Origin of the sequence: Nonomuraea sp. NPDC050786 (assembly GCF_040654115.1) — a bacterium.
Classification (GTDB): Bacteria; Actinomycetota; Actinomycetes; order Streptosporangiales; family Streptosporangiaceae; genus Nonomuraea.
Window position 1 is genome coordinate 18,988 of sequence record NZ_JBFAHJ010000056.1, and the last position, 21,197, is coordinate 40,184.

At 67.5% G+C, this 21,197-nt stretch carries 21 protein-coding genes; 13 read left to right on the plus strand and 8 right to left on the minus strand.

Features of this window, described 5'->3' with window-relative positions; genetic code table 11:
• Window positions 1-93: 93 nt before the first annotated feature.
• The 3 genes from AB0H84_RS51785 to AB0H84_RS51795 all read left to right on the plus strand — a co-directional run bounded on the left by AB0H84_RS51785 (window position 94) and on the right by AB0H84_RS51795 (window position 1,938).
• On the plus strand, window positions 94-813 hold the full coding sequence (locus AB0H84_RS51785) for a hypothetical protein (protein ID WP_357621693.1): 720 nt from the start codon (window positions 94-96) through the stop codon (window positions 811-813).
• Window positions 810-1,121: a creatininase family protein gene (locus tag AB0H84_RS51790; protein WP_357621696.1), complete on the plus strand. Its 312-nt coding sequence runs from the start codon at window positions 810-812 to the stop codon at window positions 1,119-1,121. Before AB0H84_RS51785 ends, AB0H84_RS51790 begins: the two co-directional genes overlap by 4 nt.
• Window positions 1,122-1,302: 181 nt before the next feature.
• Window positions 1,303-1,938, plus strand: a complete 636-nt coding sequence (locus AB0H84_RS51795; RefSeq protein WP_357621698.1) for an HAD-IA family hydrolase — start codon at window positions 1,303-1,305, stop codon at window positions 1,936-1,938.
• 508 nt (window positions 1,939-2,446) lie between these two features.
• Here the strand turns inward: AB0H84_RS51795 and AB0H84_RS51800 are convergent.
• Window positions 2,447-2,668: a hypothetical protein gene (locus AB0H84_RS51800; protein ID WP_357621701.1), complete on the minus strand. Its 222-nt coding sequence runs from the start codon at window positions 2,666-2,668 to the stop codon at window positions 2,447-2,449.
• Window positions 2,669-2,918: 250 nt separating this feature from the next.
• Between AB0H84_RS51800 and AB0H84_RS51805 the strand changes: the two genes are divergently transcribed.
• Window positions 2,919-3,278 carry a hypothetical protein gene (locus tag AB0H84_RS51805; RefSeq protein ID WP_357621703.1) on the plus strand — a complete coding sequence of 120 codons (360 nt, stop codon included), beginning with the start codon at window positions 2,919-2,921 and terminating at the stop codon, window positions 3,276-3,278.
• Between the two features lie 589 nt (window positions 3,279-3,867).
• Complete coding sequence (locus AB0H84_RS51810) at window positions 3,868-4,746, plus strand: potassium channel family protein (RefSeq protein WP_357621706.1); 879 nt, start codon at window positions 3,868-3,870, stop codon at window positions 4,744-4,746.
• A gap of 355 nt (window positions 4,747-5,101) precedes the next feature.
• Here AB0H84_RS51810 and AB0H84_RS51815 read toward each other — a convergent pair whose 3' ends face one another.
• Both AB0H84_RS51815 and AB0H84_RS51820 read right to left on the minus strand, forming a co-directional pair.
• Complete coding sequence (locus AB0H84_RS51815) at window positions 5,102-5,329, minus strand: hypothetical protein (RefSeq protein WP_357621708.1); 228 nt, start codon at window positions 5,327-5,329, stop codon at window positions 5,102-5,104.
• A 16-nt stretch (window positions 5,330-5,345) separates the two neighbouring features.
• The gene (locus AB0H84_RS51820) at window positions 5,346-5,615 is read right to left on the minus strand and encodes a hypothetical protein (RefSeq protein ID WP_357621711.1); all 270 of its coding nucleotides are present in this window, start codon (window positions 5,613-5,615) and stop codon (window positions 5,346-5,348) included.
• Window positions 5,616-5,761: 146 nt separating this feature from the next.
• Between AB0H84_RS51820 and AB0H84_RS51825 the strand changes: the two genes are divergently transcribed.
• Window positions 5,762-7,186, plus strand: a complete 1,425-nt coding sequence (locus tag AB0H84_RS51825) for a serine hydrolase domain-containing protein (protein ID WP_357621714.1) — start codon at window positions 5,762-5,764, stop codon at window positions 7,184-7,186.
• A gap of 24 nt (window positions 7,187-7,210) precedes the next feature.
• Complete coding sequence (locus AB0H84_RS51830) at window positions 7,211-7,930, plus strand: MerR family transcriptional regulator (protein ID WP_357621717.1); 720 nt, start codon at window positions 7,211-7,213, stop codon at window positions 7,928-7,930.
• A 168-nt stretch (window positions 7,931-8,098) separates the two neighbouring features.
• On the opposite strand, the gene AB0H84_RS51835 is transcribed toward AB0H84_RS51830, so the two are convergent.
• Window positions 8,099-9,970, minus strand: a complete 1,872-nt coding sequence (locus AB0H84_RS51835) for an amino acid transporter (RefSeq protein WP_357621719.1) — start codon at window positions 9,968-9,970, stop codon at window positions 8,099-8,101.
• A gap of 561 nt (window positions 9,971-10,531) precedes the next feature.
• Between AB0H84_RS51835 and kdpF the strand changes: the two genes are divergently transcribed.
• From kdpF to AB0H84_RS51865, 6 genes are read left to right on the plus strand one after another with little or no spacing between them, the layout of a single operon-like run.
• Entirely contained in the window at window positions 10,532-10,621 is a 90-nt protein-coding gene (gene kdpF, locus AB0H84_RS51840; protein WP_357621722.1) for a K(+)-transporting ATPase subunit F, read from the plus strand.
• Entirely contained in the window at window positions 10,621-12,282 is a 1,662-nt protein-coding gene (gene kdpA, locus AB0H84_RS51845; protein WP_357621725.1) for a potassium-transporting ATPase subunit KdpA, read from the plus strand. The genes kdpF and kdpA overlap by 1 nt, the downstream gene beginning before the upstream one ends.
• 3 nt (window positions 12,283-12,285) lie before the next feature.
• Window positions 12,286-14,409, plus strand: coding sequence for a potassium-transporting ATPase subunit KdpB (gene kdpB / locus AB0H84_RS51850; RefSeq protein WP_357621728.1), 2,124 nt, complete (start codon window positions 12,286-12,288; stop codon window positions 14,407-14,409).
• On the plus strand, window positions 14,410-15,270 hold the full coding sequence (locus tag AB0H84_RS51855; RefSeq protein WP_357621730.1) for a potassium-transporting ATPase subunit C: 861 nt from the start codon (window positions 14,410-14,412) through the stop codon (window positions 15,268-15,270).
• 1 nt (window position 15,271) lies between these two features.
• A complete protein-coding gene (locus tag AB0H84_RS51860; protein ID WP_357621732.1) occupies window positions 15,272-17,809 on the plus strand; it encodes a DUF4118 domain-containing protein in 2,538 nt (845 codons plus the stop codon).
• Window positions 17,806-18,474, plus strand: a complete 669-nt coding sequence (locus AB0H84_RS51865; protein WP_357621735.1) for a response regulator — start codon at window positions 17,806-17,808, stop codon at window positions 18,472-18,474. Before AB0H84_RS51860 ends, AB0H84_RS51865 begins: the two co-directional genes overlap by 4 nt.
• 25 nt (window positions 18,475-18,499) lie before the next feature.
• On the opposite strand, the gene AB0H84_RS51870 is transcribed toward AB0H84_RS51865, so the two are convergent.
• The 4 genes from AB0H84_RS51870 to AB0H84_RS51885 all read right to left on the minus strand — a co-directional run bounded on the left by AB0H84_RS51870 (window position 18,500) and on the right by AB0H84_RS51885 (window position 21,139).
• Complete coding sequence (locus AB0H84_RS51870) at window positions 18,500-19,357, minus strand: DMT family transporter (protein ID WP_357621737.1); 858 nt, start codon at window positions 19,355-19,357, stop codon at window positions 18,500-18,502.
• Between the two features lie 237 nt (window positions 19,358-19,594).
• A complete protein-coding gene (locus AB0H84_RS51875; RefSeq protein ID WP_357621739.1) occupies window positions 19,595-19,855 on the minus strand; it encodes a hypothetical protein in 261 nt (86 codons plus the stop codon).
• A complete protein-coding gene (locus AB0H84_RS51880; RefSeq protein WP_357621741.1) occupies window positions 19,819-20,649 on the minus strand; it encodes an oxidoreductase in 831 nt (276 codons plus the stop codon). The genes AB0H84_RS51875 and AB0H84_RS51880 overlap by 37 nt, the downstream gene beginning before the upstream one ends.
• 70 nt (window positions 20,650-20,719) lie before the next feature.
• Window positions 20,720-21,139, minus strand: a complete 420-nt coding sequence (locus tag AB0H84_RS51885) for a hypothetical protein (RefSeq protein WP_357621744.1) — start codon at window positions 21,137-21,139, stop codon at window positions 20,720-20,722.
• Window positions 21,140-21,197 lie beyond the last annotated feature (58 nt).

Consider the following 21,197-nt stretch of genomic DNA (forward strand, 5'->3'; position numbering starts at 1 on the left):
AGCCCACGGCACGAGTCCACCTCGATTGCCGCGGCGAGAATCGGACAGCAACTGCGGCATGTACTGGCCGGCCACATCCAGGCCGAGGCCATCATGGGGCCGCCTCTGCTGATCAGCGCCGTCAAGAGCCAGATCCCCATCGTCGGGCAGGTCTGCCGGGTAGCCACAGGAACCGACCGCATCGAAGCGCTGACCTTCGCCAGCGAGCTCCTCGAATTCTGCGGCTGGCTCCACCAGGACATCGGCGACTTCACCCACGCCATGATGTGGACCAACAAGGCCCTCGACTACGCCATGGAGCTCGGCGACCAGCGGCAGATCTCCTACATCCTCATGCGGAAGAGTCTCATCGCCATCGAGTCCGGCGACCACGGCCACGGTCTGGGCCTGGCGAACGCAGCCATGTCCCGTGCCGACGCCCTCACGCCCCGGCTGCGAGCCGTCGTCCTCAGAACCCGCGCGATAGCGCACGCCCACCTCGGGGAAGCCGCGGACTCCGCCGCAGATTACGAGACAGCCCTTATCGAGGCGACCGCGGGCCTGACTCAGGACGAGAACGACTGCGCCCCGTATTGCACCCCGGCCTATGTCGCCATGGCAGGCGAAAGAGACCAAGCGTGCTCAGTGATCGAAGAAACCATCCCTCGCCTCCAGGCCCTCCGGTCCAGCCGAGTAGCCGGCCAGCTCACCACCCTCCTAGCCCACATGAGGCAGTGGGAGGCAGACTCCCGCGTGAAAGACTTGCTGACCAGACTCGACATCACCGCAGAGTCGTTCTCACTGCCAGCATCCGAGCCGCGAGGAGACCAGTGATCAACTCACTGCTACCCACCGCGACCACCACAGACGAACGACATGGCGACGCCCAGGTCGCCCTCCTGCCTGTGGGCAGCTTCGAACAGCACGGCGACCACCTGCCCCTCAGCACCGACACCATCATCGCCATGCTGATCCGTCAGAGCATCGCCGACGCCTACCCGGTCATGCTCCTCCGGCCGATAACGATCTCCTGCTCCCACGAACACGCCGCCTGGACCGGCACCGTCAGCATCTCCGCCCGCACCCTCCACGCCGTCAACCCGCTGATACGGCGGGTTAGCTACGTGCGAGAACACGGCTGACGCCAGCAATCAGGGCTGTGGTGAACAACCGCCAAGACCACGCCGTGAACGCCGACCGTGACCGTCAGCCCATGCATCCACTTCGGGGTAGTCTGCACGCGAAGAACGCTCCTCGCTCTGCAAATTGTGTCATTCGTGATGATGCACTTGGTCGCCGCGGCTGCCGGAAAGGACCGAGACAGTGAAGAAGTACATGCTCTTCGATCATGATGGCGTTCTGGTGGACACCGAATTCTGGTATTACAAAGCCGGGGAACGCGCCCTGGCGGACATTGGCTTGACTTTGGACAAGGATCAATACCTCCGTGAAATGAGCCAGGGCTTGGGTATATGGGCCCAAGCCAGGGCGGCCGGTATTGATGAACAGACCATCATCAGGCAGCGTCAGGTCCGTGATGATTATTATCAAGAATATCTAAGAACAGAAGCCATTGAGATCGAAGGCGTCGTTGAAGTTCTGGCCGAACTGTCAAAATACGTCCGTATGGCCATCGTGACTACTGCCAAACGTGCGGATTTCGAACTCATCCACGAAAAGCGCCAGATCAAGCAATTCATGGATTTCGTCGTTGTTCGTGAAGACTGCCAACTCGCCAAGCCGCATCCGGAACCATACCTGACGGGCGTGAAGCGCTTCGGAGCCACCAAAGAAGAGACACTGGTCGTTGAGGATTCATCCAGGGGACTGAACTCAGCCGTGGCGGCCGGTATTGACTGTGCTGTTGTCTACAACGACTTCACAAAATCACATGACTTCGCGCAGGCTACCTATCGAATCGAAACTCTGGCTGAATTGAAGGGCATTATCTTAATGTAGGCTTGAGGGGCATTAGCCCAGCGTGTCAAAACTCCTTTTGACATCATCGGCCAACCCCCGACCTGGATCAGTCGCGGCTGATCCATGGCTGATCTTCCGGTTGGGCTGGCCGGTCTGCTCCGCAATCTCGATCTTGTTGTCAAGTAGTTGGTCGACCAAGCTGCCGTGATGAGCTGAGGCTAGGGCCAGGGTGGCCGCCGGGCCATTAGCCTGGCTCCGAGGGATCGTGGCTGGCTCTGCCTCGCGGGATATACGCGTGATGATCTCCCCTGGTATGAGGAGAGGCGAGAGCCGTACCCGGAGGTCGGTGGCCTGATGCTGTTAGGAACGTCGACCCGCTGTAAAACCGTCGCCAGTTGATACAGCACTTACGATCGCCTGCCGGCGGCCGCCCACCGAGAAGTGTGGCTGATCGCCGAGGACTCCACCTCCTGATCGTGGCCGCCTGCGTATCGACTGCTTGAACCGCGGGGTGCCGTGCGCGAGTAAAGGGAGCGCAGGTGGCCTCTTATGGAAGCGGCGGCAGGACGTCCCATGTACGCAGGAGTGCTACGACAATCGTCGCGGTGATGCCGATCAAGATCGCGGCGAGCCGTACCTGCCGATAGAGGCGGGCAAATTGGCGCACGTCGCGCCATTTACGTTCATGGGCGCGTCGAGCGCGCAGGTGGGCGATCTGCTGTCGGGAGGTGACCTTAAGCCTGCCGTAGTCGATGCCGTGCCGGGTCATGGCTTCAAGTCTGTCCTGTCGGCGGGATGTTTGGCCATCCTCTCAAAGCCCTGAAGCTGACTTCTGTCGACGGCCGAGGTCGTGCCCGTTGCGTGCCCGTCAGGGCGGTCAACGAGGGGGAGTCACGGGGAAGCGCGGACAGGATGACTGTCACGCTGACCTGCGCCGCAGCAGGTCCAGAGATCACGTACCGAAATCTTCCAAACTGGTGGACAACGACCATGTGGCGGCCGCCTTCTAATCTGCGGAAATGATCGAATTGGGTTCGCGAGAGCGTAGGCAGCCGCCGCCCCCTCACATTGTGTGGGAGAGCCTGACCGACCCTTGGCGACCCGGCGAACGGCAGTGGCTGGACCTGAACCCCGATGAAGTCAAGCCACGCATCCTCCGGGCGGTGGAGCCGGAGCTCGTGGTCTGGTCGTCGCTGTGGCCGGAAAGGCCCGATGATGAGATCCGGTTCGACATCCGGCCGACCGAGGATGGCGGGTGCTCATTGCGCTGGACACTGCTGACACCTGCGGAAGCTCCGGAACAGGCCGTGATCGGCCGTCTGCGTTACCGGCTCAACTTTCTGATCAATGCTCAGCTCCGGTTTTCCTTCGGGCAGTGAGGGAATCTCGGCGCACACGTACTGCAACGAGTGACTGCAACAGAGGCACGCAACCGCACACGTCCACGCCTGTTCAGCACTGTTCAGGGCCGGGTTGCGGACTTCTGATCACGGTCGGGATGGTCCTGATAAGGAAGAGGTCCCAGGTTCAAGTCCTGGTAGCCCCACCATCGAAACGCCCTGGAGCGATCAAGCTTCAGGGCGTTTCACTGCAGCGGGCTCAGTCAAACAGCTTGTTGACCATCATGATCGCGTTTTCCGGCTCTGGCCGTTGCCGTGGGTGCCGACGCTGTGACCTCGGCACCGGCCATCCGACCGTGCACGGTACGCCGTTGTGGCCAGTCGTCGGCCGGCCGAGAGCCTTGTTGTGCCCGGCCGACCCGCGTACCAGCCAGGCTGTTCGGTGATGCGGGCGATGGCGCTGGCGACTCCGCCGGTCGCCGGCTTGGGAGTGCGGCGATTCGGCGCTCTGAGGCGCTGTTCTTCGGCTTAGGCTGCGAGAACAGGGTCAACTCGGGCGGCAGGAGCTGCGGCCCTCGCCGCCTGAGGTGCCCTGGCCAGTTCACGGAGGGGCTCGCGGGAGACGTACATGGATTGGTTGGTCTCGCTGGTGGGGGCCGGGGTGATCCTGGCTGCTCTGCGGGATTTGTTCCATACGCTCTGGCATCCCACCCGTCACGGCGGTCTGAGCCGGTTCGTCATGATGGCGTTGTGGCGACTGGCTCAGCATGTCCGGGCGCGCAGGCGCGTGGTGGGGCTCGTGGGGCCGCTCGCCATGGTGACGGTGGTCGGCACGTGGGCCGCCTTCATCATCCTGGGTTGGGCCATCGTGTACTGGCCCCACATGCCGGAATCGTTTACCTTTGTGCCTGGTTCTAAGGCGGCGCAGCAGCCCGCGCTGCTCGACTCCGTCTACCTCTCGCTCGTCACCGTCGCCACCCTTGGGCTGGGGGACATCGCGCCCGCCGAGGGCTGGCTTCGTCTGGTCTCGCCTCTGGAAGCTCTCGTCGGTTTCGTCCTCCTGACGGCCACGGTCACCTGGGTGCTCGAGATCTATCCGGCGCTGGCCCGCCGTAGGGTCCTGGCGGTCCGGTTGGCGCTTCTCCAACGCGCAGACGCGTCCGTGCAGCAGCTCGACTCCGCCCTGGGTGCCACACTGCTGGAAAGTCTGGCCACCGAGGTTGCGCGTGTGCGGATCGACTTCACCCAATATGCCGAGGCCTACTACTTCCATGATGGGGAGGACCACTCGTCCCTGGCGGCCACGATCGGCTACGCCGATGACCTTGCCGAGCGCGGAAAGGCGGCGCAGCGGCCGGACGTTCGTCTGACCGGCGATCTGCTCGCCGGCGCCCTGAAAGACCTCGCGGCCATCCTCGACCAGCGCTTCCTGCACACCGGAGGGACACCGACGGAAGTCTTCACCGCGTACGCCGTCGACCACGGGCGCGGCCTCACCCAGCTCTGACCGCGCCCCATCCGGCGATCCGCAGGGTGAGCTTGTCCTGGTCGGTCAGGGTGATCGACATGGTGGTGCACTCCTTCAAGTCGGGTGAACGGACGTTGCTGAACCGTTCATGGCATCCACCATCGCCGACCGCTCTGATACCGGGCCGTTGCCGTCCTGACGTGGCCGCTGACATGGTCTCGTACGTGAGGGTTCCGTAGGGTGCGTGATCCTTTGCGCTTGGGATCCCGTCGGCCTGGCTCCGGTTGGGCTGGGTGGGGCGGCGTGGGTTGAGGGCGGTGGGCTTGATGGCGGCTGGGGCGGTGGGCTCGACTGCGTCGTGATTCGGCGGACGATCTCAGTCCGGCCGTGGACGTCAGCGGATCTGTAGCTGGGGTGGCTGCTCCGCACCCGGTGTGGCTTGGGCGTCGTCTTCCTCCACCCGTACATAACCCGCGGTCTGAACGGCCACCCCCAAGATCGTGCCAACCAGGATCGCGATCCCGGCGATCGTCATGATGTGCCAGAAACCGGCGACCACCCCGACGTACCCGAGTCCGAGTGCGGCCTGCTGCGCCATCAGCACGACAACGGAGCTCGTCATGCGCCGACGATAGGTTTCATGCCGGTTCAACATGATGAGAGCAGATGGCCAAGGAGAAAGCGATCACGCAGATCTTGGCGGACAGATCAAGGGAAGCGCCTCCCGGGGTCAGGAACGGCTGCACCAAGACGACTCCGACACCGATCAAGCCGCCGTACATCAGGTTGTTCTGCCGGAGGGTCTCCTCCTGATGTCCTGTCGACCGTTTCTTCCACCATTCCGCTTGTGCGGCGGCCTGCCGCCTCCACCACGCTTCGTTAGCGATGTTCTCGTCCGTGGCGACCATTGTGCAGGTCGAGGTCAGTCCGGCGGACGACCTCGACCACGCTCCGGCCTATCCACGCCACCACGCTCTGCGATCACCTGAGCTCGCCGATTTTCCGTCCTCCGGGCTTGACCTTGCCCCAGGGGCAGGGTTCGACGATGCTCTGCATGGACAACAACGCACTGCACACCGTCGAAGCCCAGATCCGCGAGCAGGCCGCCGCCTACTGCGAGGCCAACAACGTCCCCGGGTTCGTCGCCGGTGTCCACCACGCCGGCGAGGAGATCGTCGTCGCCCACGGCACCGCGAACGTCGCCACCGGCGCACCGATGCGCGAAGACACCGGATTCCTCTTCGGCTCCGTCACCAAGGTCCTGACCACCACGCTGGTCCTGCAGCAGGTCGACCGTGGAGTGCTGGACCTCGACACCCCTGTGGTGAAGTACCTTCCCGAACTCGCCCTGGCCGTACCGGGGGCGGCGGACAGGATCCTGGTCCGGCACCTGATCTCCCACACCAACGGCATCGACGCGGACCTGTACTTCCCCGACGCCAAGGGTCGTGACGCCCTGAAGAACTACGTCACCGGCCTCGCGAGCAGCTGCGGCACCCTGTTCGAACCCGGTGAGCAGCTCAGCTACTCCAACGGCGGCATGATCGTCGCGGGTCGCCTGCTGGAAGTGGTGACCGGCCTACCCTTCCCCGAACTGCTCGAGCGCGACGTCTACGCACCCGTCGGCATGAAGGACTCCAGCACCTCGGCCGAGCGGGCCATCCTGCGCAGCACGGCGGTCGGCCACTTCCTGGACCCCGAGACCATGACGGCCAAGCCCACGAACATGTTCACACTGCCCGACACCTGGGGACCGGCCGGCGGCACGCCGATCGGCAGCATCGCCGACCTGCTCGCCTTCGGACGCACCCACCTTGCCGGCGGTGTCTCCCCCTCCGGTACGCGCGTCCTGTCGGCCGAGTCGACCGCCCTGATGCAGCAGGTCTCCTACGACATGGAGAGCCCGAACACCCCGCCGATCGGCCTGGGCTGGGTGCTGTACCGGTTCGGTGACACGACGGTCCTGGCCATGTCGGGCGCTTCGCCCGGTGGCGTCTCCCTCCTGTGCGTCCTGCCCGAGCACGACCTGGTGTTCGCCGCCTACGGCAACAACCCGGGGGCGATCATGCTGCAGGACCAGCTCCTGCAATGGCTGCTGCGCGAGCACCTCGGTGTGCAGATCTCCAAGCTGGTCGCCGAACTGGAGCAGGACGTCGACCTGACTCCCTACGTGGGCACCTACCGCTCCAACCAGCTCCGCATCGACGTCAGCATCGTCGAAGGCCAGCTCGAGGAGCGGACGACCTACGAACCGGCGGACGAGTCGCAGGAGCGGATCTTCACCGAGTTCGCCGGCGGCATGACCTCCGCCCCGCCACAGCGCTACGTGCCGATCCGACCGGGCTTGTTCGCCCCCGTCGGCTACCCACTGGAGATGTTCGACGGGTACCTGCGGCTGCTGCTCGTCTCCTACCACGACGTCCGTGACGGCCAGGCGCGCTTCCGCAACGGTGGCGGCCGCCTGACTCGGAGGGCCTGACCGTCGAGTGGAAGGATGTCCCGCATGCTCACGATTGGCCAGCTCGCGGAGTACGCCGGAGTGACCATCAAGGCCATCCGCCACTATCACGAGCGCGGCCTGCTCGCCGAGCCGGACCGCGACTCGTCCGGCTACCGGCGCTACACCGCCGAAGACGCCATCGACCTCGTCAAGATCAGGACCCTGGCCCATGCGGGCGTGCCACTGGCCCGCATCAAGGACCTCCTTGACGCCGATCCGGACACGCTCACGGAAGCCATCGCCGAGGTCGACCAGAACCTCCAGGACCGCATCGCGCAGCTGCGGCGAACCCGCGATCAACTCGCCCAGCTGCGCGGCGGCGACCGGCTCTTCGTCTCCCCGGAAGTCGCCGACTATCTCGACGATCTGCGCGGACTCGGTGCCAGCGAGCGCCAGATCCACCTGGAACGGGACGGCTGGATCCTCATGCAAACAGCCTCACCCGAGGATGCCGGCCTGTGGATCGCCGAAAAGCGCGAGCTCATGACCGATCCCGAGTTCCGCGCCCTCTACCTCGAACACGACGCCGCCTACGACTGGCCGCCGGACGATCCCCGCCTCCCCGCCCTCGCGGACCGTACCCGGGACTGGTTCACCAGGCACCACAGCCGATCCGAGTGCCGCCCCATCCACAACCCGACCGTCGCGCGATTGGCCGCGCAATCCCAGCCCGGGGCCTCGTCCCCGGCATGGGACCGCCTGGCCCGACTCATGGAAGGCTAGCTGTCGGGCGTCACGGACCTGTGCCTCGACCCGCGCGCCATGCGCATGGAGCCGGCACGGCGCGCCGAGACCATCCCCGACCTGGTCCAGCAGGCTAGGGAGCAGGCCAAGGCGGAGGATCGCAGGAAAGCCGAGGAGTTCCTGGACGGCGCCGACCCCCGGCGGCTGTCAGCCGACGTGGACGTGCGGCCGGCGTTCCGGGTCCGGCTCCGCCTGGCGCAGCACCTCCCTGGTCAGGGGCGGGACGTCGCCACCGCCGAAGACCAGGTAACGCAGCATGGCCACGACCGGGTTGCCCTCGGCCCAGTGGAAGTAGATGTGCGGTACGCCCGCGGTCCGGTCCCGCATGTAGAGCAGCAGTGCGGCCAGCGTGTTGGGCACGGCCGAGCTCTCGATGGTCAGGATCTTGTGGCCGTACCGCTCCTCGCCCTTGACGCGCAGCTCGGTCTCGAACTCCGAGGCGTCGGGCACGGACACCTCCACGAACAGCACCGGCTCCGAGCTGCGCAGCCGGTGGGTCTGCCAGGTCTCGCGGAGCTTGTCGTTGTACTCGGCCTGGTCCCGGACGTTCGGCTCGTTGGCGATCACGTGGATCTCGCCGCAGGCCTCGTTCACGAACTCCTCGGCGAGCGGATCCAGGTGGACCTCGGTGACCCGCAGCTCGGTCGAGCGGGTGGCACGGGAGATCAGGGAAGTGACGATGATCGCCGCGATGAAGAACGAGGCGATCTTGACGCCGTCCGGCCGCTCGATCACGTTGTCCACCAGGGTGTAGCCCAGCACCGCCGAGATCAGTGCGAATGCGGCCGTCGCCACCTGCTGACGCTTCTTCCACGCCGACAGCGTCACCGCCACCGCCGCCGACAGCATGAGCACCAGCACGCCGGTGGCGTACGCGCCGCCCTGGGCGTCCACATCGGCGTCGAAGATGATCGTGATGCCGAACGCGATCGCCGAGAACACCAGCACCAGGGGCCGCACCGCACCCGTCCACTCCGGCGCCATGCCGTACCGGGGCAGATACCGCGGGACCAGGTTGATCAGCCCGGCCATCGCCGACGCCCCGGCGAACCACAGGATGGCGATCGTGGAGATGTCGTAGGCGGTGCCGAACCAGTCGCCCAGGAAGCTGTGCGCGAGGTAGGCCAGCGCTCGGCCGTTCGCCTTGCCGCCCTCCTCGAACTCCTGATGCGGGATCAGCACCGTGGTGACGAAGCTCGAGAAGACCAGGAAGACGCTCATGACCAGCGCGGCGACGGTCAGCAGCCGCTTGGTGCCTCTGACCCGCTGCGGGATGTCGCCCTTGACCACGGGCATCACCGCGACGCCGGTCTCGAACCCCGACATGCCCAGCGCCAGCTTCGGCATGACCAGCAGCGACAGCCCGACCATGGCCAGCGGGCTGGAGTAGTCCAGGCTCAGCGCGTGCTGCCAGTCCACCACCACCTGCGGGGCCTCGAGCACGTGCGCGATCGCGATGGTGACGACGACGGCGTTCAACCCGAGGTAGACGAAGACCAGCAGCGTGGCGATGCCGATGGCCTCGGTGAAGCCCATCAGGAAGACGCCGCCCAGTGCCGCCAGCAGCACCAGGGTCACGATCACCTGCTGTCCGGCCAGGAAGTCCGGCACGAACGGGTTCTCCAGGATGTGGGCGGTCGCGTCCGCCGCCGACAACGTCATCGTGATCACGAAGTCGGTGGCGGCGAAGCCGAGCAGCGCCAGTACGAAGATCTTGCCCCACCACTGCGGCGCGAGCTTCTCCAGCATCGCGATCGAGCCCTGCCCGTACGGGCTCTCGGCCGCCACCCGCCGGTAGACCGGCAGCGCGCCCAGCAGCGTGAGCGCCACCAGGAACAAGGTGGCCAGCGGCGACAGCAGGCCCGCCGCCAGTGCGGCGATGCCGGGCTGGTAGCCCAGCGTGGAGAAGTAGTCCACACCGGTCAGGCACATCACCCGCCACCACGGGTGCTTCACATGGGGACCGTGCTCGATCTGCTTGCGGTCGGTCTGCAGCCCCTCCAACAGCCAGGAGCGCACAGTCCCTTCCGTAGCTGCCGGCCGTTTCGCCAGCACCATAACGGTCACCTCTCCGTAAAGACCGCATTTAGCCGCATCGCACACTACTCAGCCCAGAAAGGTCATCGGCCGCGAGAGGGCGTCAAGAAAACGTATAAATTGGCTGGCTGCGACCGGCCGCCCATCGATGCGCCAGTGAGCGGACCCGCCACAACGCCATCCACGTCACTCCGCCCGCCACCGTGTCGGCGACCAGGAAGCCTGACGCCCGTCTCTGGCGGTGCCCCGTAGGGATGACGTCAATATTTCGGCTTTGGCCGTATGAAAGCCGTCAAGAACGGCAAAACGCCGCAAATCCCGAGATTTGCTTGCCTTGGAGCCGCCCGGCACAAGGCGCGGCCGAAACAACATGTCCAGGTTGAGGAGTGGGGATGGCTGACGTCCTCTTCGTCGCCCTGACGATCGCGGTCTTCGCGATCCTGGGGTTGGTCGTCAAGTCGGTGGAGCGGCTGTGAGCGAGTGCAGCGAGCGAACCATCGGACGCAGCAGTGCTGCACTCACATGGCCGACGAAGGAGAACCTGTGAGTGCCGTCAATGCCGCGGGTCTCGTCGTGGTGGCCGGCTTGGTGATCTTCATGGTCGCGGCCCTGCTCTTCCCGGAGCAGTTCTGATGTCATCGACCCTCGCCGGGATCCTGTTCATCGCCTCCCTCCTGCTCGCCCTCGCCCTCTGCTACAAGCCGCTGGGCGACTACATGTACCGCGTCTACACCGGAGCCAGGCACAACCTGGTGGAGCGCTGGATCTACCGGCTGCTCGGCGTCCAGCCCGACAGCGAGCAGCGCTGGGGCGTCTACGCGCGCGGCGTGCTGGCGTTCTCGGTGCTGTCGATCCTGTTCCTGTACGGCCTGCAGCGGCTGCAGAACCACCTGTTCCTGTCCCTGGGGATGAAGGCGGTGGAGCCGGCTCTGGCCTGGAACACCGCGGTCAGCTTCGTCACGAACACCAACTGGCAGGCCTACTCCGGCGAGTCCGCCATGGGTCACGTGGTGCAGACCGCGGGCCTGGCCGTGCAGAACTTCGTCTCCGCGGCGGTCGGCATGGCGGTGGCCATCGCCCTCGTACGCGGGTTCGCCCGCAGCAAGACCGACACGCTGGGCAACTTCTGGGTGGACCTGGTCCGCGGCACCATCCGCATCCTGCTGCCCATCGCCTTCGTGGCCGCGCTGGTGCTGGTGGCCGGCGGCGCGATCCAGACCTTCGCCGACCACAGCACGTGGACGACGCTGACCGGCGGCCGGCAGACCTTCACCCCGGCCGCGGCCGCCTCCCAGGAGGCCATCAAGGACCTGGGCACGAACGGCGGCGGCATCTTCAACGTCAACTCGGCCCACCCGTTCGAGAACCCCACCTCGTGGACGAACTGGCTGACCATCTTCCTGCTGCTGGTCATCGCCTCCTGCCTGCCACGCACGTTCGGCCGCATGGTGGGCGACAACCGGCAGGGCTACGCCATCGTGAGCGTGATGGCGATCATCGCGATCATCAGCATCGGCGTCACCCAGTGGGCCGAGCTGTCCGCGAGCGGCACCGTGCCGCAGGCCGTCGGGGCGGCGATGGAGGGCCGCGACGTGCGCTTCGGCACCTCGAACTCCGGCATGTTCGCCACCGCCACCACCCTCACGAGCACCGGCTCCGTGAACTCCTTCCACGACTCCTACACCGCCGTCGGCGGCGGCATGCTGATCTTCAACATGCTGCTGGGCGAGGTGGCGCCCGGCGGGGTCGGCGCGGGCCTGTACGGCATCCTGATCCTGGCCGTGATCACGGTGTTCGTGGCCGGCCTGATGGTCGGCCGCACCCCCGAGTACCTGGGCAAGAGGATCGGCGCCCGGGAGATCAAGCTGGCCTCGCTGTACTTCCTGGTCACGCCGGTGCTGGTGCTGGTCGGCACGGCCGTGGCGATGGCCACGGAGACCGGCCGATCGGCCATGCTGAACAGCGGCCCGCACGGCCTTTCGGAGATCCTGTACGCCTACACCTCGGCGTCCAACAACAACGGCTCGGCCTTCGCCGGCGTCAGCGTGAACACGCCGTTCCACAACACCACGCTCGGCCTGTGCATGGCCTTCGGCCGTTTCCTGCCGATCGTGCTCGCGCTGGCACTGGCCGGCTCGCTGGCCCAGCAGGCGCCCGTGCCCACCTCCGCCGGCACTCTCCCGACCTACCGGCCGCAGTTCGTCGGCCTGGTCGTCGGCGTGACGATCATCCTGGTCGCCCTCACCTTCCTCCCGGCGCTGGCACTCGGCCCCCTCGCAGAAGGACTTCGCTAGAACATGTCCACGCAGACATCGCACGCGCCGGGCCGCTCCCCCGCCCCGAAGGGCGGGAAGGTCGGCGGCGGCCTGCTCGACCCCAAGCAGATGATCAAGTCGCTGCCGGACGCCCTGACGAAGCTCAACCCGGTGAACATGTGGCGCAACCCGGTCATGTTCATCGTCGAGATCGGCGCGGTCTTCACCACCGTGCTCGCGATCCTCGACCCGTCGATCTTCGCCTGGGCCATCGTGGTGTGGCTCTGGCTGACCGTGGTCTTCGCCAACCTGGCCGAAGCCGTCGCGGAGGGCCGTGGCAAGGCCCAGGCCGCCACCCTGCGTGCGGCCAAGCGCGACACCACCGCCCGCCGCCTCAAGAACCGCGACGACCACAGCAAGTGGGACGTGATCGGCGCGTCCGAGCTCCAGCAGGGCGACCACGTGATCGTCGAGGCCGGAGAGATCATCCCAGGTGACGGCGACGTCATCGAAGGCATCGCATCCGTGGACGAGTCCGCCATCACCGGCGAGTCCGCGCCCGTCATCCGCGAATCGGGAGGCGACCGCTCCGCGGTCACCGGCGGCACCAAGGTGCTGTCCGACCGGATCATCGTCCAGATCACGCAGAAGCCCGGCGAGAGCTTCGTGGATCGCATGATCGCCCTGGTCGAGGGCGCGAACCGGCAGAAGACGCCGAACGAGATCGCCCTCAACATCCTGCTCGCGGCGCTGACGATCATCTTCCTGGTCGCCACCGCCACGATGCAGCCCCTGGCGATCTTCTCCAAGTCCATCAACCCGGGCGTTCCGGACTCTCTGGCACTCACCTCCGACGGAGTCACCGGGATCGTGCTGGTGTCACTCGTCGTCTGCCTCATCCCGACCACGATCGGTGCCCTGCTGTCGGCCATCGGCATAGCCGGCATGGACCGTCTCGTCCAGCGCAACGTGCTGGCCATGTCGGGCCGTGCGGTGGAGGCGGCGGGGGATGTGTCCACGCTGCTGCTGGACAAGACCGGCACGATCACCCTGGGCAACCGGCAGGCGGCCGAGTTCGTCCCCGTGCCTGGAGTGAGCGAGAAGGAGCTGGCCGAGGCGGCGCAGCTGTCCAGCCTGGCCGACGAAACGCCCGAGGGCCGCTCGATCGTCGTGTTCGCCAAGAAGGCCTACGGGCTGCGCGAACGCCGGCCGGGCGAGCTGGCGCACGCCGAGTGGGTACCGTTCACCGCCCAGACCCGCATGTCCGGGGTCAACCTGGACGGCCGGGAGGTGCGCAAGGGCGCGGCCACGGCGGTCATGAAGTGGGTACGCGATCAGGGCGGGCACCCCACCGACCAGGTCGGCCACATCGTGGACGGCATCTCCGGCTCCGGCGGCACCCCTCTGGTCGTCGCGGAGAAGGCCCGCGTACTGGGGGTGATCCACCTGAAGGACGTGGTCAAGGAGGGCATGCGGGAGCGCTTCGACGAGATGCGCCGGATGGGCATCCGTACCGTAATGATCACCGGAGACAACCCGTTGACCGCCAAGGCCATCGCCGACGAGGCCGGAGTGGACGACTTCCTGGCCGAGGCGACCCCCGAGGACAAGCTCGCCCTGATCAAGAAGGAGCAGGAAGGCGGACGGCTGGTCGCGATGACCGGCGACGGCACCAACGACGCCCCCGCCCTGGCACAGTCGGACGTCGGCGTCGCTATGAACACCGGCACCAGCGCCGCCAAGGAGGCCGGCAACATGGTCGACCTCGACTCCAACCCGACCAAGCTCATCGAGATCGTCGAGATCGGCAAGCAACTGCTCATCACCCGCGGCGCGCTGACCACGTTCTCCATCGCCAACGACATCGCCAAGTACTTCGCGATCATCCCGGCGATGTTCGCGGCCGTGTATCCGGGCCTCGACACGCTGAACATCATGCGGCTGGCCAGCCCGCAATCGGCCATCCTGTCCGCCGTCATCTTCAACGCTCTGGTCATCATCGCGCTGATCCCGCTCGCCCTGCGCGGTGTCAGGTATCGGCCCTCCAGCGTCGCCAAGCTGCTCTCCCGCAACCTCTACGTCTACGGCCTGGGCGGGATCATCGTCCCGTTCATCGGTATCAAGCTCATCGACCTGCTGATTCAGTTCCTTCCGGGGATGTCATAAATGCACCGCATGCCCAGCTGGATCCGCCGGCACGTCGCCGCGCTCCGCGCGCTGCTCGTGCTCACGGTGGTCACCGGCATCATCTATCCCCTGGTCGCCACCGGCGTGGCCCAGACGCTGTTCAACGGCAGAGCCAACGGCTCGCCGATCGAGAAGGGCGGCAAGGTGGTCGGCAGCGCGATCATCGGCCAGTCCTTCACCGGCGCCGACGGCAGCCCGGTCAGGAAGTACTTCCAGTCCCGCCCGTCGGCCGCCGGCGACGGCTACGACCTCACCTCCACGGCAGCCAGTAACCTGGGCCCCGAGGACGTGGTCGACGTGCTGCCGGTGCCCGGTGCCAAAGACGAGGAGGGCAATCCGGATGAGGGCAAGCAGTCACTGCTCACTCAGGTGTGCGCCCGTTCCAAGGCGGTCGGCGACCTGGAGGGCGTCAGCGGCGCCCGCCCGTTCTGCACCCCCGAGGGGGTGGGCGCGGTGTTGAAGGTCTTCCCCGGCCGGGCGGTCAGCGTCAACCAGGCCTGCCCCGCCGTCCCGTTCGTCACCGCCTACGATGGGCTGAAGGTGGAGTGCGCCAAGCCGGGCGAGGACTACGCGGCGGGCCGGACCGTGCCCGTGCGCGGGAACGTGACCGAGGTCCCTGTGCCCGCCGACGCCGTCGCAGCGAGCGGCTCGGGCCTGGACCCGCACATCTCCGTCGCGTACGCCGAACTCCAGGCCCCCCGCGTGGCCAAGGAGCGGGGTGTGCCGCTGGATCGGGTCAAGGCGCTGATCGCCGAGCACACCACCGGCCGGGCGCTCGGCTTCATGGGCGAACCAGCCGTCAACGTGCTCGCACTCAACCTCGCACTCGACGGGAGGTGACATGCGGGGGCGACTGAGGGTCTACTTGGGCGCGGCGCCCGGGGTGGGCAAGACGTACGCGATGCTCGGCGAGGGGCGTCGCGGGCTGGAGCGCGGCCGGGACGTGGTCGTGGGGTTCGTCGAGACCCATGGCCGCCACCGCACCGCCGCCCTGCTGGAGGGCATGGAGGTGATCCCGCGCAGGACGCTGGTCCATCGCGGGGCGACCTTCACCGAGCTGGACGTGGACGCCGTCATCGAGCGTAAGCCGAAGGTGGCGTTGATCGACGAGCTGGCTCACACCAACGTGCCTGGCTCCAGGAACGCCAAGCGCTGGCAGGACATCGACGAGATCCTCGACGCCGGCATCGACGTCGTCTCCACGGTCAACATCCAGCATCTGGAGTCGGTCAACGACGTCGTTCACGAGATCACCGGCATCCCGCAGCGCGAGACCGTACCCGACGAGGTGGTCCGGCGGGCGAACCAGGTCGAGCTGGTCGACATGGCGCCGGAGGCCCTGCGCCGCCGCATGGCCCACGGCAACGTGTACGCGCCCGAGAAGGTCGACGCGGCGCTGTCGAACTACTTCCGCGTCGGCAACCTGACCGCTCTCCGGGAGCTGGCGCTGCTGTGGGTCGCGGGAAAGGTCGATGAGCAGCTCGACCGCTACCGCGCCGAGCACGGCATCGCCACCACCTGGGAGACCCGCGAACGCGTGGTGGTCGCGCTCACCGGCGGTCCGGAAGGCGACACGCTGGTACGCCGGGCCGCCCGCATCGCCGCGCGCACCAAGGGTGCCGACCTGCTGGCCGTCCATGTCACCAGCTCCGACGGTCTGGCCGGCGGCGACCCGGCCAACCTGGCCCGCCAGCGCACGCTGGTCGAGAGCATGGGCGGCAGCTACCACCAGGTCGTCGGCGACGACATCCCGCGAGCCCTGCTCGACTTCGCCCGCGGCGTGAACGCCACCCAGCTCGTCCTCGGCGCCTCGCGGCGCGGCCGCTTCGCCCAGATCTTCTCCCGCGGCGTCGGCGTGGAGACCACGGCCCTGTCCGGGTCCATCGACGTCCACCTCGTCACCCACGAGGAGGTGAAGAAGGGCCGCCGCCGGCCGGACCGCTCCCGCGCGGCGCTGGACCGCAAGCGCCGCATCATCGGCTGGGCCGTCGCCGTCGCCGGCCTGCCGCTGCTGACCGCCGCCCTGCTGCCCTTCCGCGACGTGCTCTCGCTGCCCAGCGAGATCCTGCTCTTCCTCTGCCTGGTCGTCGGCGTCGCCCTCGTCGGCGGCACCTGGCCCGCCTTCACCGCCGCCGTCGGCGGGTCCATGCTGATCAACTGGTACTTCACCCCACCGGTCGGGCATGTCACGATCGCCGACCCGGAGAACCTGCTCGCCCTGATCGTCTTCGTGCTGGTCGCCGCCGCGGTCAGCACGATCGTCGACCTGGCGGCCCGCCGTACCAGAGAAGCAGCCCGCGCCCGCGCGGACGCCGAGGCGCTGTCCACGCTGGCCGGGCACGTGCTCCGCGGCGAGGCCGCGCTGCCGTCGCTGCTCGGCCGCCTGCGCGAGACGTTCGCTCTGGACTCGGTCACCCTGCTCGAACGCATCGGCGAGCCCACCCCGGACGACCAGTCCGAGCCCGGAGCCTGGCGCATCATCGCCACCACCGGAGCCATCCCGTGCACGGCCCCCGCGACCGCCGACACCGACGTGCAGATCGACGACCGGCTGGTGCTCGCCGCACGTGGCCGGCTGCTGGACGCCAGCGACCGGCGCGTGCTGGAGGCGTTCGCCGCCGAAGCCGCCGTCGCACTGCGGCAGGAACGCTTGGAGGAGGAGGCCGAGCAGGCCAAACCCCTGGCCGAGGCCGACAAGATGCGCACCGCCCTGCTGGCCGCCGTCAGCCACGACCTGCGCACTCCGCTGGCAGCTGCCAAGGCGGCTGTGGAGAGCCTGCGCAGCTCCGACATCGACTGGTCTCCCCAGGATCACGACGAACTGCTCGACACCGCCCACGAATCACTGGCCCGGCTCGACCGGCTGGTGGAGAACCTGCTCGACATGAGCCGGCTGCAGGCCGGAGTGCTCGGTCTGTCACTTCAGCCCGTCGCTCTGGACGAGGTCGTGCCGCGGGCGGTCGACGACCTCGGATCGCTGCGCGACCGCGTCGAGGGCGACATCTCCATCGACCTGCCCGAGATCGTCGCGGATCCCGCGCTGCTGGAGCGCGTCCTGGTGAACCTGATGGCCAACGCCGTCCGCTACAACCCCGTCGGCCAGAAGGTGCTCATCGCGGCCAGCTGGCACGACGACCAGGTCGAGATCCGCGTGATCGACCGCGGCCCCGGCATCCCGCCCGAGGCCCGCGACCGCGTCTTCCAGCCGTTCCAGCGGCTCGGCGACCGCGACAACGGCACCGGCGTCGGTCTCGGGCTCGCGCTCTCCCGCGGGCTGACCGAGGCCATGGGCGGCACGCTCGTACCCGAGGAGACACCAGGGGGAGGTCTCACCATGACCGTCAAGATGCCCATCTCATCCCAGGCGGTGACAGCATGACCAAGATCCTCGTCGTCGACGACGAACCGCAGATCCTGCGCGCGCTGCGCATCAACCTGGCCGCCCGCCACTACGAGGTCGCCGTCGCCGCGGACGGCTCCTCCGCGCTGCGCGAAGCCGCCGAATGGCATCCCGACCTCGTCGTGCTCGATCTCGGTCTGCCCGACATCGACGGCGTCGACGTCATCCACGGCCTGCGCGGCTGGACCACCATCCCGATCGTCGTGCTGTCCGGCCGGGCCGGAAGCCAGGACAAGATCGACGCCCTGGACGCCGGCGCCGACGACTACGTGACCAAGCCGTTCGGCATCGACGAGTTCCTCGCCCGCATCCGCGCCGTCTCCCGCCGCGCCGCCATCCACGAGGCCGAGCTGGCCAGCATCCAGCTCGGCGACCACACGGTCGATCTGGTCCGCAAGACGATCTCGGGCGGCCTGCGGCTGACCCCCACCGAGTGGCACATCCTGGAGATCCTGCTGCGCAACCCGGGCAAGCTCATCCCCCAGCGCTACCTGCTGACCGAGGTATGGGGCAGCCAGTACGCCAAGGAGACCCATTACCTGCGCCAGTACATGGCCCAGTTGCGCAAGAAGTTCGAACGCGACCCCGCTCACCCGGTCCACCTGATCACTGAGCCGGGCATGGGCTACCGCTTCACCCCATGACGCCTCACCGCGGCGATGGCACCGCCTACTGGGGACGGCGGTGCGTGGGCTTGGCCAGGAACCGGGATCGGCCGAGGATGACGATGCCCGCCACCATCGCGATCAGGCCGGCCACCTCGCCCACGAGCGCTTCCGGAGTCACCCGTAGATGCTCGGCGAAGATCGCCGCTCCGAGCACGATCCCGATGATCGGCTCGGCGGCGGTGGTGGCCGGCAGCGAGATCTGCAGCGGAGCGGCGTCGAACGCGCTCTGGTTGAGGAGCAGCCCCACCACGGCGACGCACGGCAGCACGTACGGCTGCCAGGTCTCGAGCACCCCCGGCCCGTTGCCGAGGGCGAGCAGGGTGTTGCGGGTCAGCACGTCCTGCAGCCCGTACAGCACTCCGGCCGCGGCGGCCAGCGACATCGCCTTGACCTTCAGGGAACGCCGCAGCCCGAACAGGACCAGCGCCCCCGCGGCCAGGACCACCGGGAGCGCCGCCAGCCAGCGCGTGGAGAACGGATCCGGAAGCCGGCCGCCCTGAGGCCGCCCGGCGAAAAGGAAGAGCGCCACTCCTCCGCTCACCAGCACGGCGCCCAGTTGCAGCGTGCGGCCGAACGGTTCCTTGTAGACGACGTGAGCCGTGGTCAGGGCGAACAGCAGGTTCATCGAGAGAAGCGGCGTCACCTGCGCCACGTCCGCCTCCCGCAGCGCGACGGCGCCGAGGATCTGGCCGCAGAGCATCACCCCGATCCCGGCCAGCCACAACGGCATGCGCATCAGGTCCAGCAGCAGGCGCGCGTGCAGCATCTCTTCAAGGGGTTCGCGATACGCGGCGTGCTGCTGGGCGACGAAGCCGATGCCGAGCAAGCAGGCCGCCCCCAGAGTGATAAGGATGATCATCAATGGCGATGCTCTCCGATGTCCCCCGATGTCTGGATCGCGCATGTGTACTGTTAGCGGCATTCCGGGAGGGGCTTCGACCCAGCAGCCTCCGCGTTCCGCCTTCCCCGAAATGCCGGCTCCATAACTGGGAGAGCCTGGGCTCCGCTCCAAGTCCGCCGGCAGCGGTGGAACTCATCGGTAACGGGTCAGGCGCTTGGCACGCATAGGACGAGATACTGGGGCGCGGCACAGCAGTCACAGGACCGCGTGTTCGGCACTTCCCGGGAAATCGGTGCTGAGCGCGACCTGCCTGCCCACGTCGAACTCCGCCCGTATGGGGTCGCCGGGGAACATTTCGGGCGTGAGGGTGCCCATCATGTTACGGAATGCGCCGGCTGTCGCGTGGTAGGCGTCGATGGGGGTGCCGGAGGACTTGGTGCGGTGTTCGATGCCGGTGCGGAACGGGCTCCCTGCGGTGGTCAGCGGTAGTCGGCCGAGCGGCTGACGTCGGCCCACTTCTCGGTCTCGGCGGCGCGGACCTCGGCGGCCTTCTGGGCGGCGGCGACGGCGTCGCTGCCGAGGAGGAGTCGTCGGGGCGGGTCGTCGTCGCGGACGACGTCGATGATGATCCTGGCGGCGCGGGCGGGGTCGCCGGGCTGGCTGCCGTCGGTGTCGCGCCGGTAGCGGTGGATGGCGCCCACGGTCTGCTCGTAGTCGGGGCCGACAGGGTGGATCTCCATGGAGGAGCCTTGCCAGTCGGTACGGAACGCGCCCGGCTCGACGATGACGACCTTGACGCCGAAGGGCGCGACTTCGCTGGCGAGGACCTCTGAGAAGCCTTCGACAGCGAATTTCGCGGTCTGGTAGGCGCCCATTCCGGGAGTGCCGCCGACGCGTCCTCCGACGGAGGAGAACTGTACGAAGACGCCGGATCGCTGAGTGCGCAGGACGGGCAGGGCCGCCCGCGTGACGTTCACGACGCCGAAGAGGTTCGTCTCGATCTGGGCGCGGAAGTCGTCCTCGGCCATCTCTTCGATCGGCGCGCTGTTGCCGTAGCCGGCGTTGTTGACGACCACGTCGAGGCTGCCGAAGGTGTCGGTGGCCTCCTTGACCGCTCGGGAGGCCGCGGCGGCGTCGGTGACGTCCAGCGCGACCGCCCGTATCCGGTCGCCGTGGCGGGCCACCAGGTCGTCGAGTTGCTTGGGGCTGCGTGCGGTGGCGATGACCCGGTCGCCTGCCTCGAGGACGGCTTCGGTGAGGTGACGTCCGAAGCCCCGTGACGCGCCGGTGATGAGCCATGTCTTGGCCATGGGTGTTCCTTCGATCGATGCTCCCATTAATTGTCTCATCAATGTAGCACTTAATAGTTCAATGGTCTCGTTAGTGTGACAGAGGTCTCTGGCCCTGCAGGTCCCGGCAGGGCTGCGGGGCGCTGGTGGCTTCGCGGCTGGTCCAGGGGCGCAGGCCGGCCAGCCCGGGCAGGTCGGGGAGGGCGGCGCCGCTGCCGGTGCACACGGCCACGGCGTGCCGGGCCAGCAGCCGGACGGTGCCGCCGTCGGGGGTGGTCACGGCCACCCGTCGTGGCCCGTCGAGGCGGCCATGGCCGCGTTGGAGGTCGATGCCGGCCGTCTTGAGCCATGCGACCTGGCCGTCGTCGTTCCAGTGGGCGGCCATGCGGTCGCGATGCGCCAGTACGGCGGCGGTGTCCAGTGCTCCGGCGGCGGCCGGGTCCAGGCCGGGCAGCTCGGCCGTGTTTCGGGGATGCCGTCGGGTCAGACATCCCTGGACCTGGAATGTCAAGCGGCGAAGTCGTGTTGCCGGTGCGACCATGCGGTTGCTTGGTTGTAGGTGGTGTGGG

Bases quoted from the DNA above. Each gene is read 5' to 3' on its own strand.
- AB0H84_RS51785 (WP_357621693.1), top strand. From the start codon at position 94: ATGGGGCCGCCTCTGCTGATCAGCGCCGTCAAGAGCCAGATCCCCATC.
- AB0H84_RS51800 (WP_357621701.1), bottom strand. From the start codon at position 2,668: ATGACCCGGCACGGCATCGACTACGGCAGGCTTAAGGTCACCTCCCGA.
- AB0H84_RS51805 (WP_357621703.1), top strand. From the start codon at position 2,919: ATGATCGAATTGGGTTCGCGAGAGCGTAGGCAGCCGCCGCCCCCTCAC.
- AB0H84_RS51810 (WP_357621706.1), top strand. From the start codon at position 3,868: ATGGATTGGTTGGTCTCGCTGGTGGGGGCCGGGGTGATCCTGGCTGCT.
- AB0H84_RS51815 (WP_357621708.1), bottom strand. From the start codon at position 5,329: ATGACGAGCTCCGTTGTCGTGCTGATGGCGCAGCAGGCCGCACTCGGA.
- AB0H84_RS51820 (WP_357621711.1), bottom strand. From the start codon at position 5,615: ATGGTCGCCACGGACGAGAACATCGCTAACGAAGCGTGGTGGAGGCGG.
- AB0H84_RS51825 (WP_357621714.1), top strand. From the start codon at position 5,762: ATGGACAACAACGCACTGCACACCGTCGAAGCCCAGATCCGCGAGCAG.
- AB0H84_RS51830 (WP_357621717.1), top strand. From the start codon at position 7,211: ATGCTCACGATTGGCCAGCTCGCGGAGTACGCCGGAGTGACCATCAAG.
- kdpA (WP_357621725.1), top strand. From the start codon at position 10,621: ATGTCATCGACCCTCGCCGGGATCCTGTTCATCGCCTCCCTCCTGCTC.
- kdpB (WP_357621728.1), top strand. From the start codon at position 12,286: ATGTCCACGCAGACATCGCACGCGCCGGGCCGCTCCCCCGCCCCGAAG.
- AB0H84_RS51855 (WP_357621730.1), top strand. From the start codon at position 14,410: ATGCACCGCATGCCCAGCTGGATCCGCCGGCACGTCGCCGCGCTCCGC.
- AB0H84_RS51860 (WP_357621732.1), top strand. From the start codon at position 15,272: ATGCGGGGGCGACTGAGGGTCTACTTGGGCGCGGCGCCCGGGGTGGGC.
- AB0H84_RS51865 (WP_357621735.1), top strand. From the start codon at position 17,806: ATGACCAAGATCCTCGTCGTCGACGACGAACCGCAGATCCTGCGCGCG.
- AB0H84_RS51870 (WP_357621737.1), bottom strand. From the start codon at position 19,357: ATGATCATCCTTATCACTCTGGGGGCGGCCTGCTTGCTCGGCATCGGC.
- AB0H84_RS51880 (WP_357621741.1), bottom strand. From the start codon at position 20,649: ATGGCCAAGACATGGCTCATCACCGGCGCGTCACGGGGCTTCGGACGT.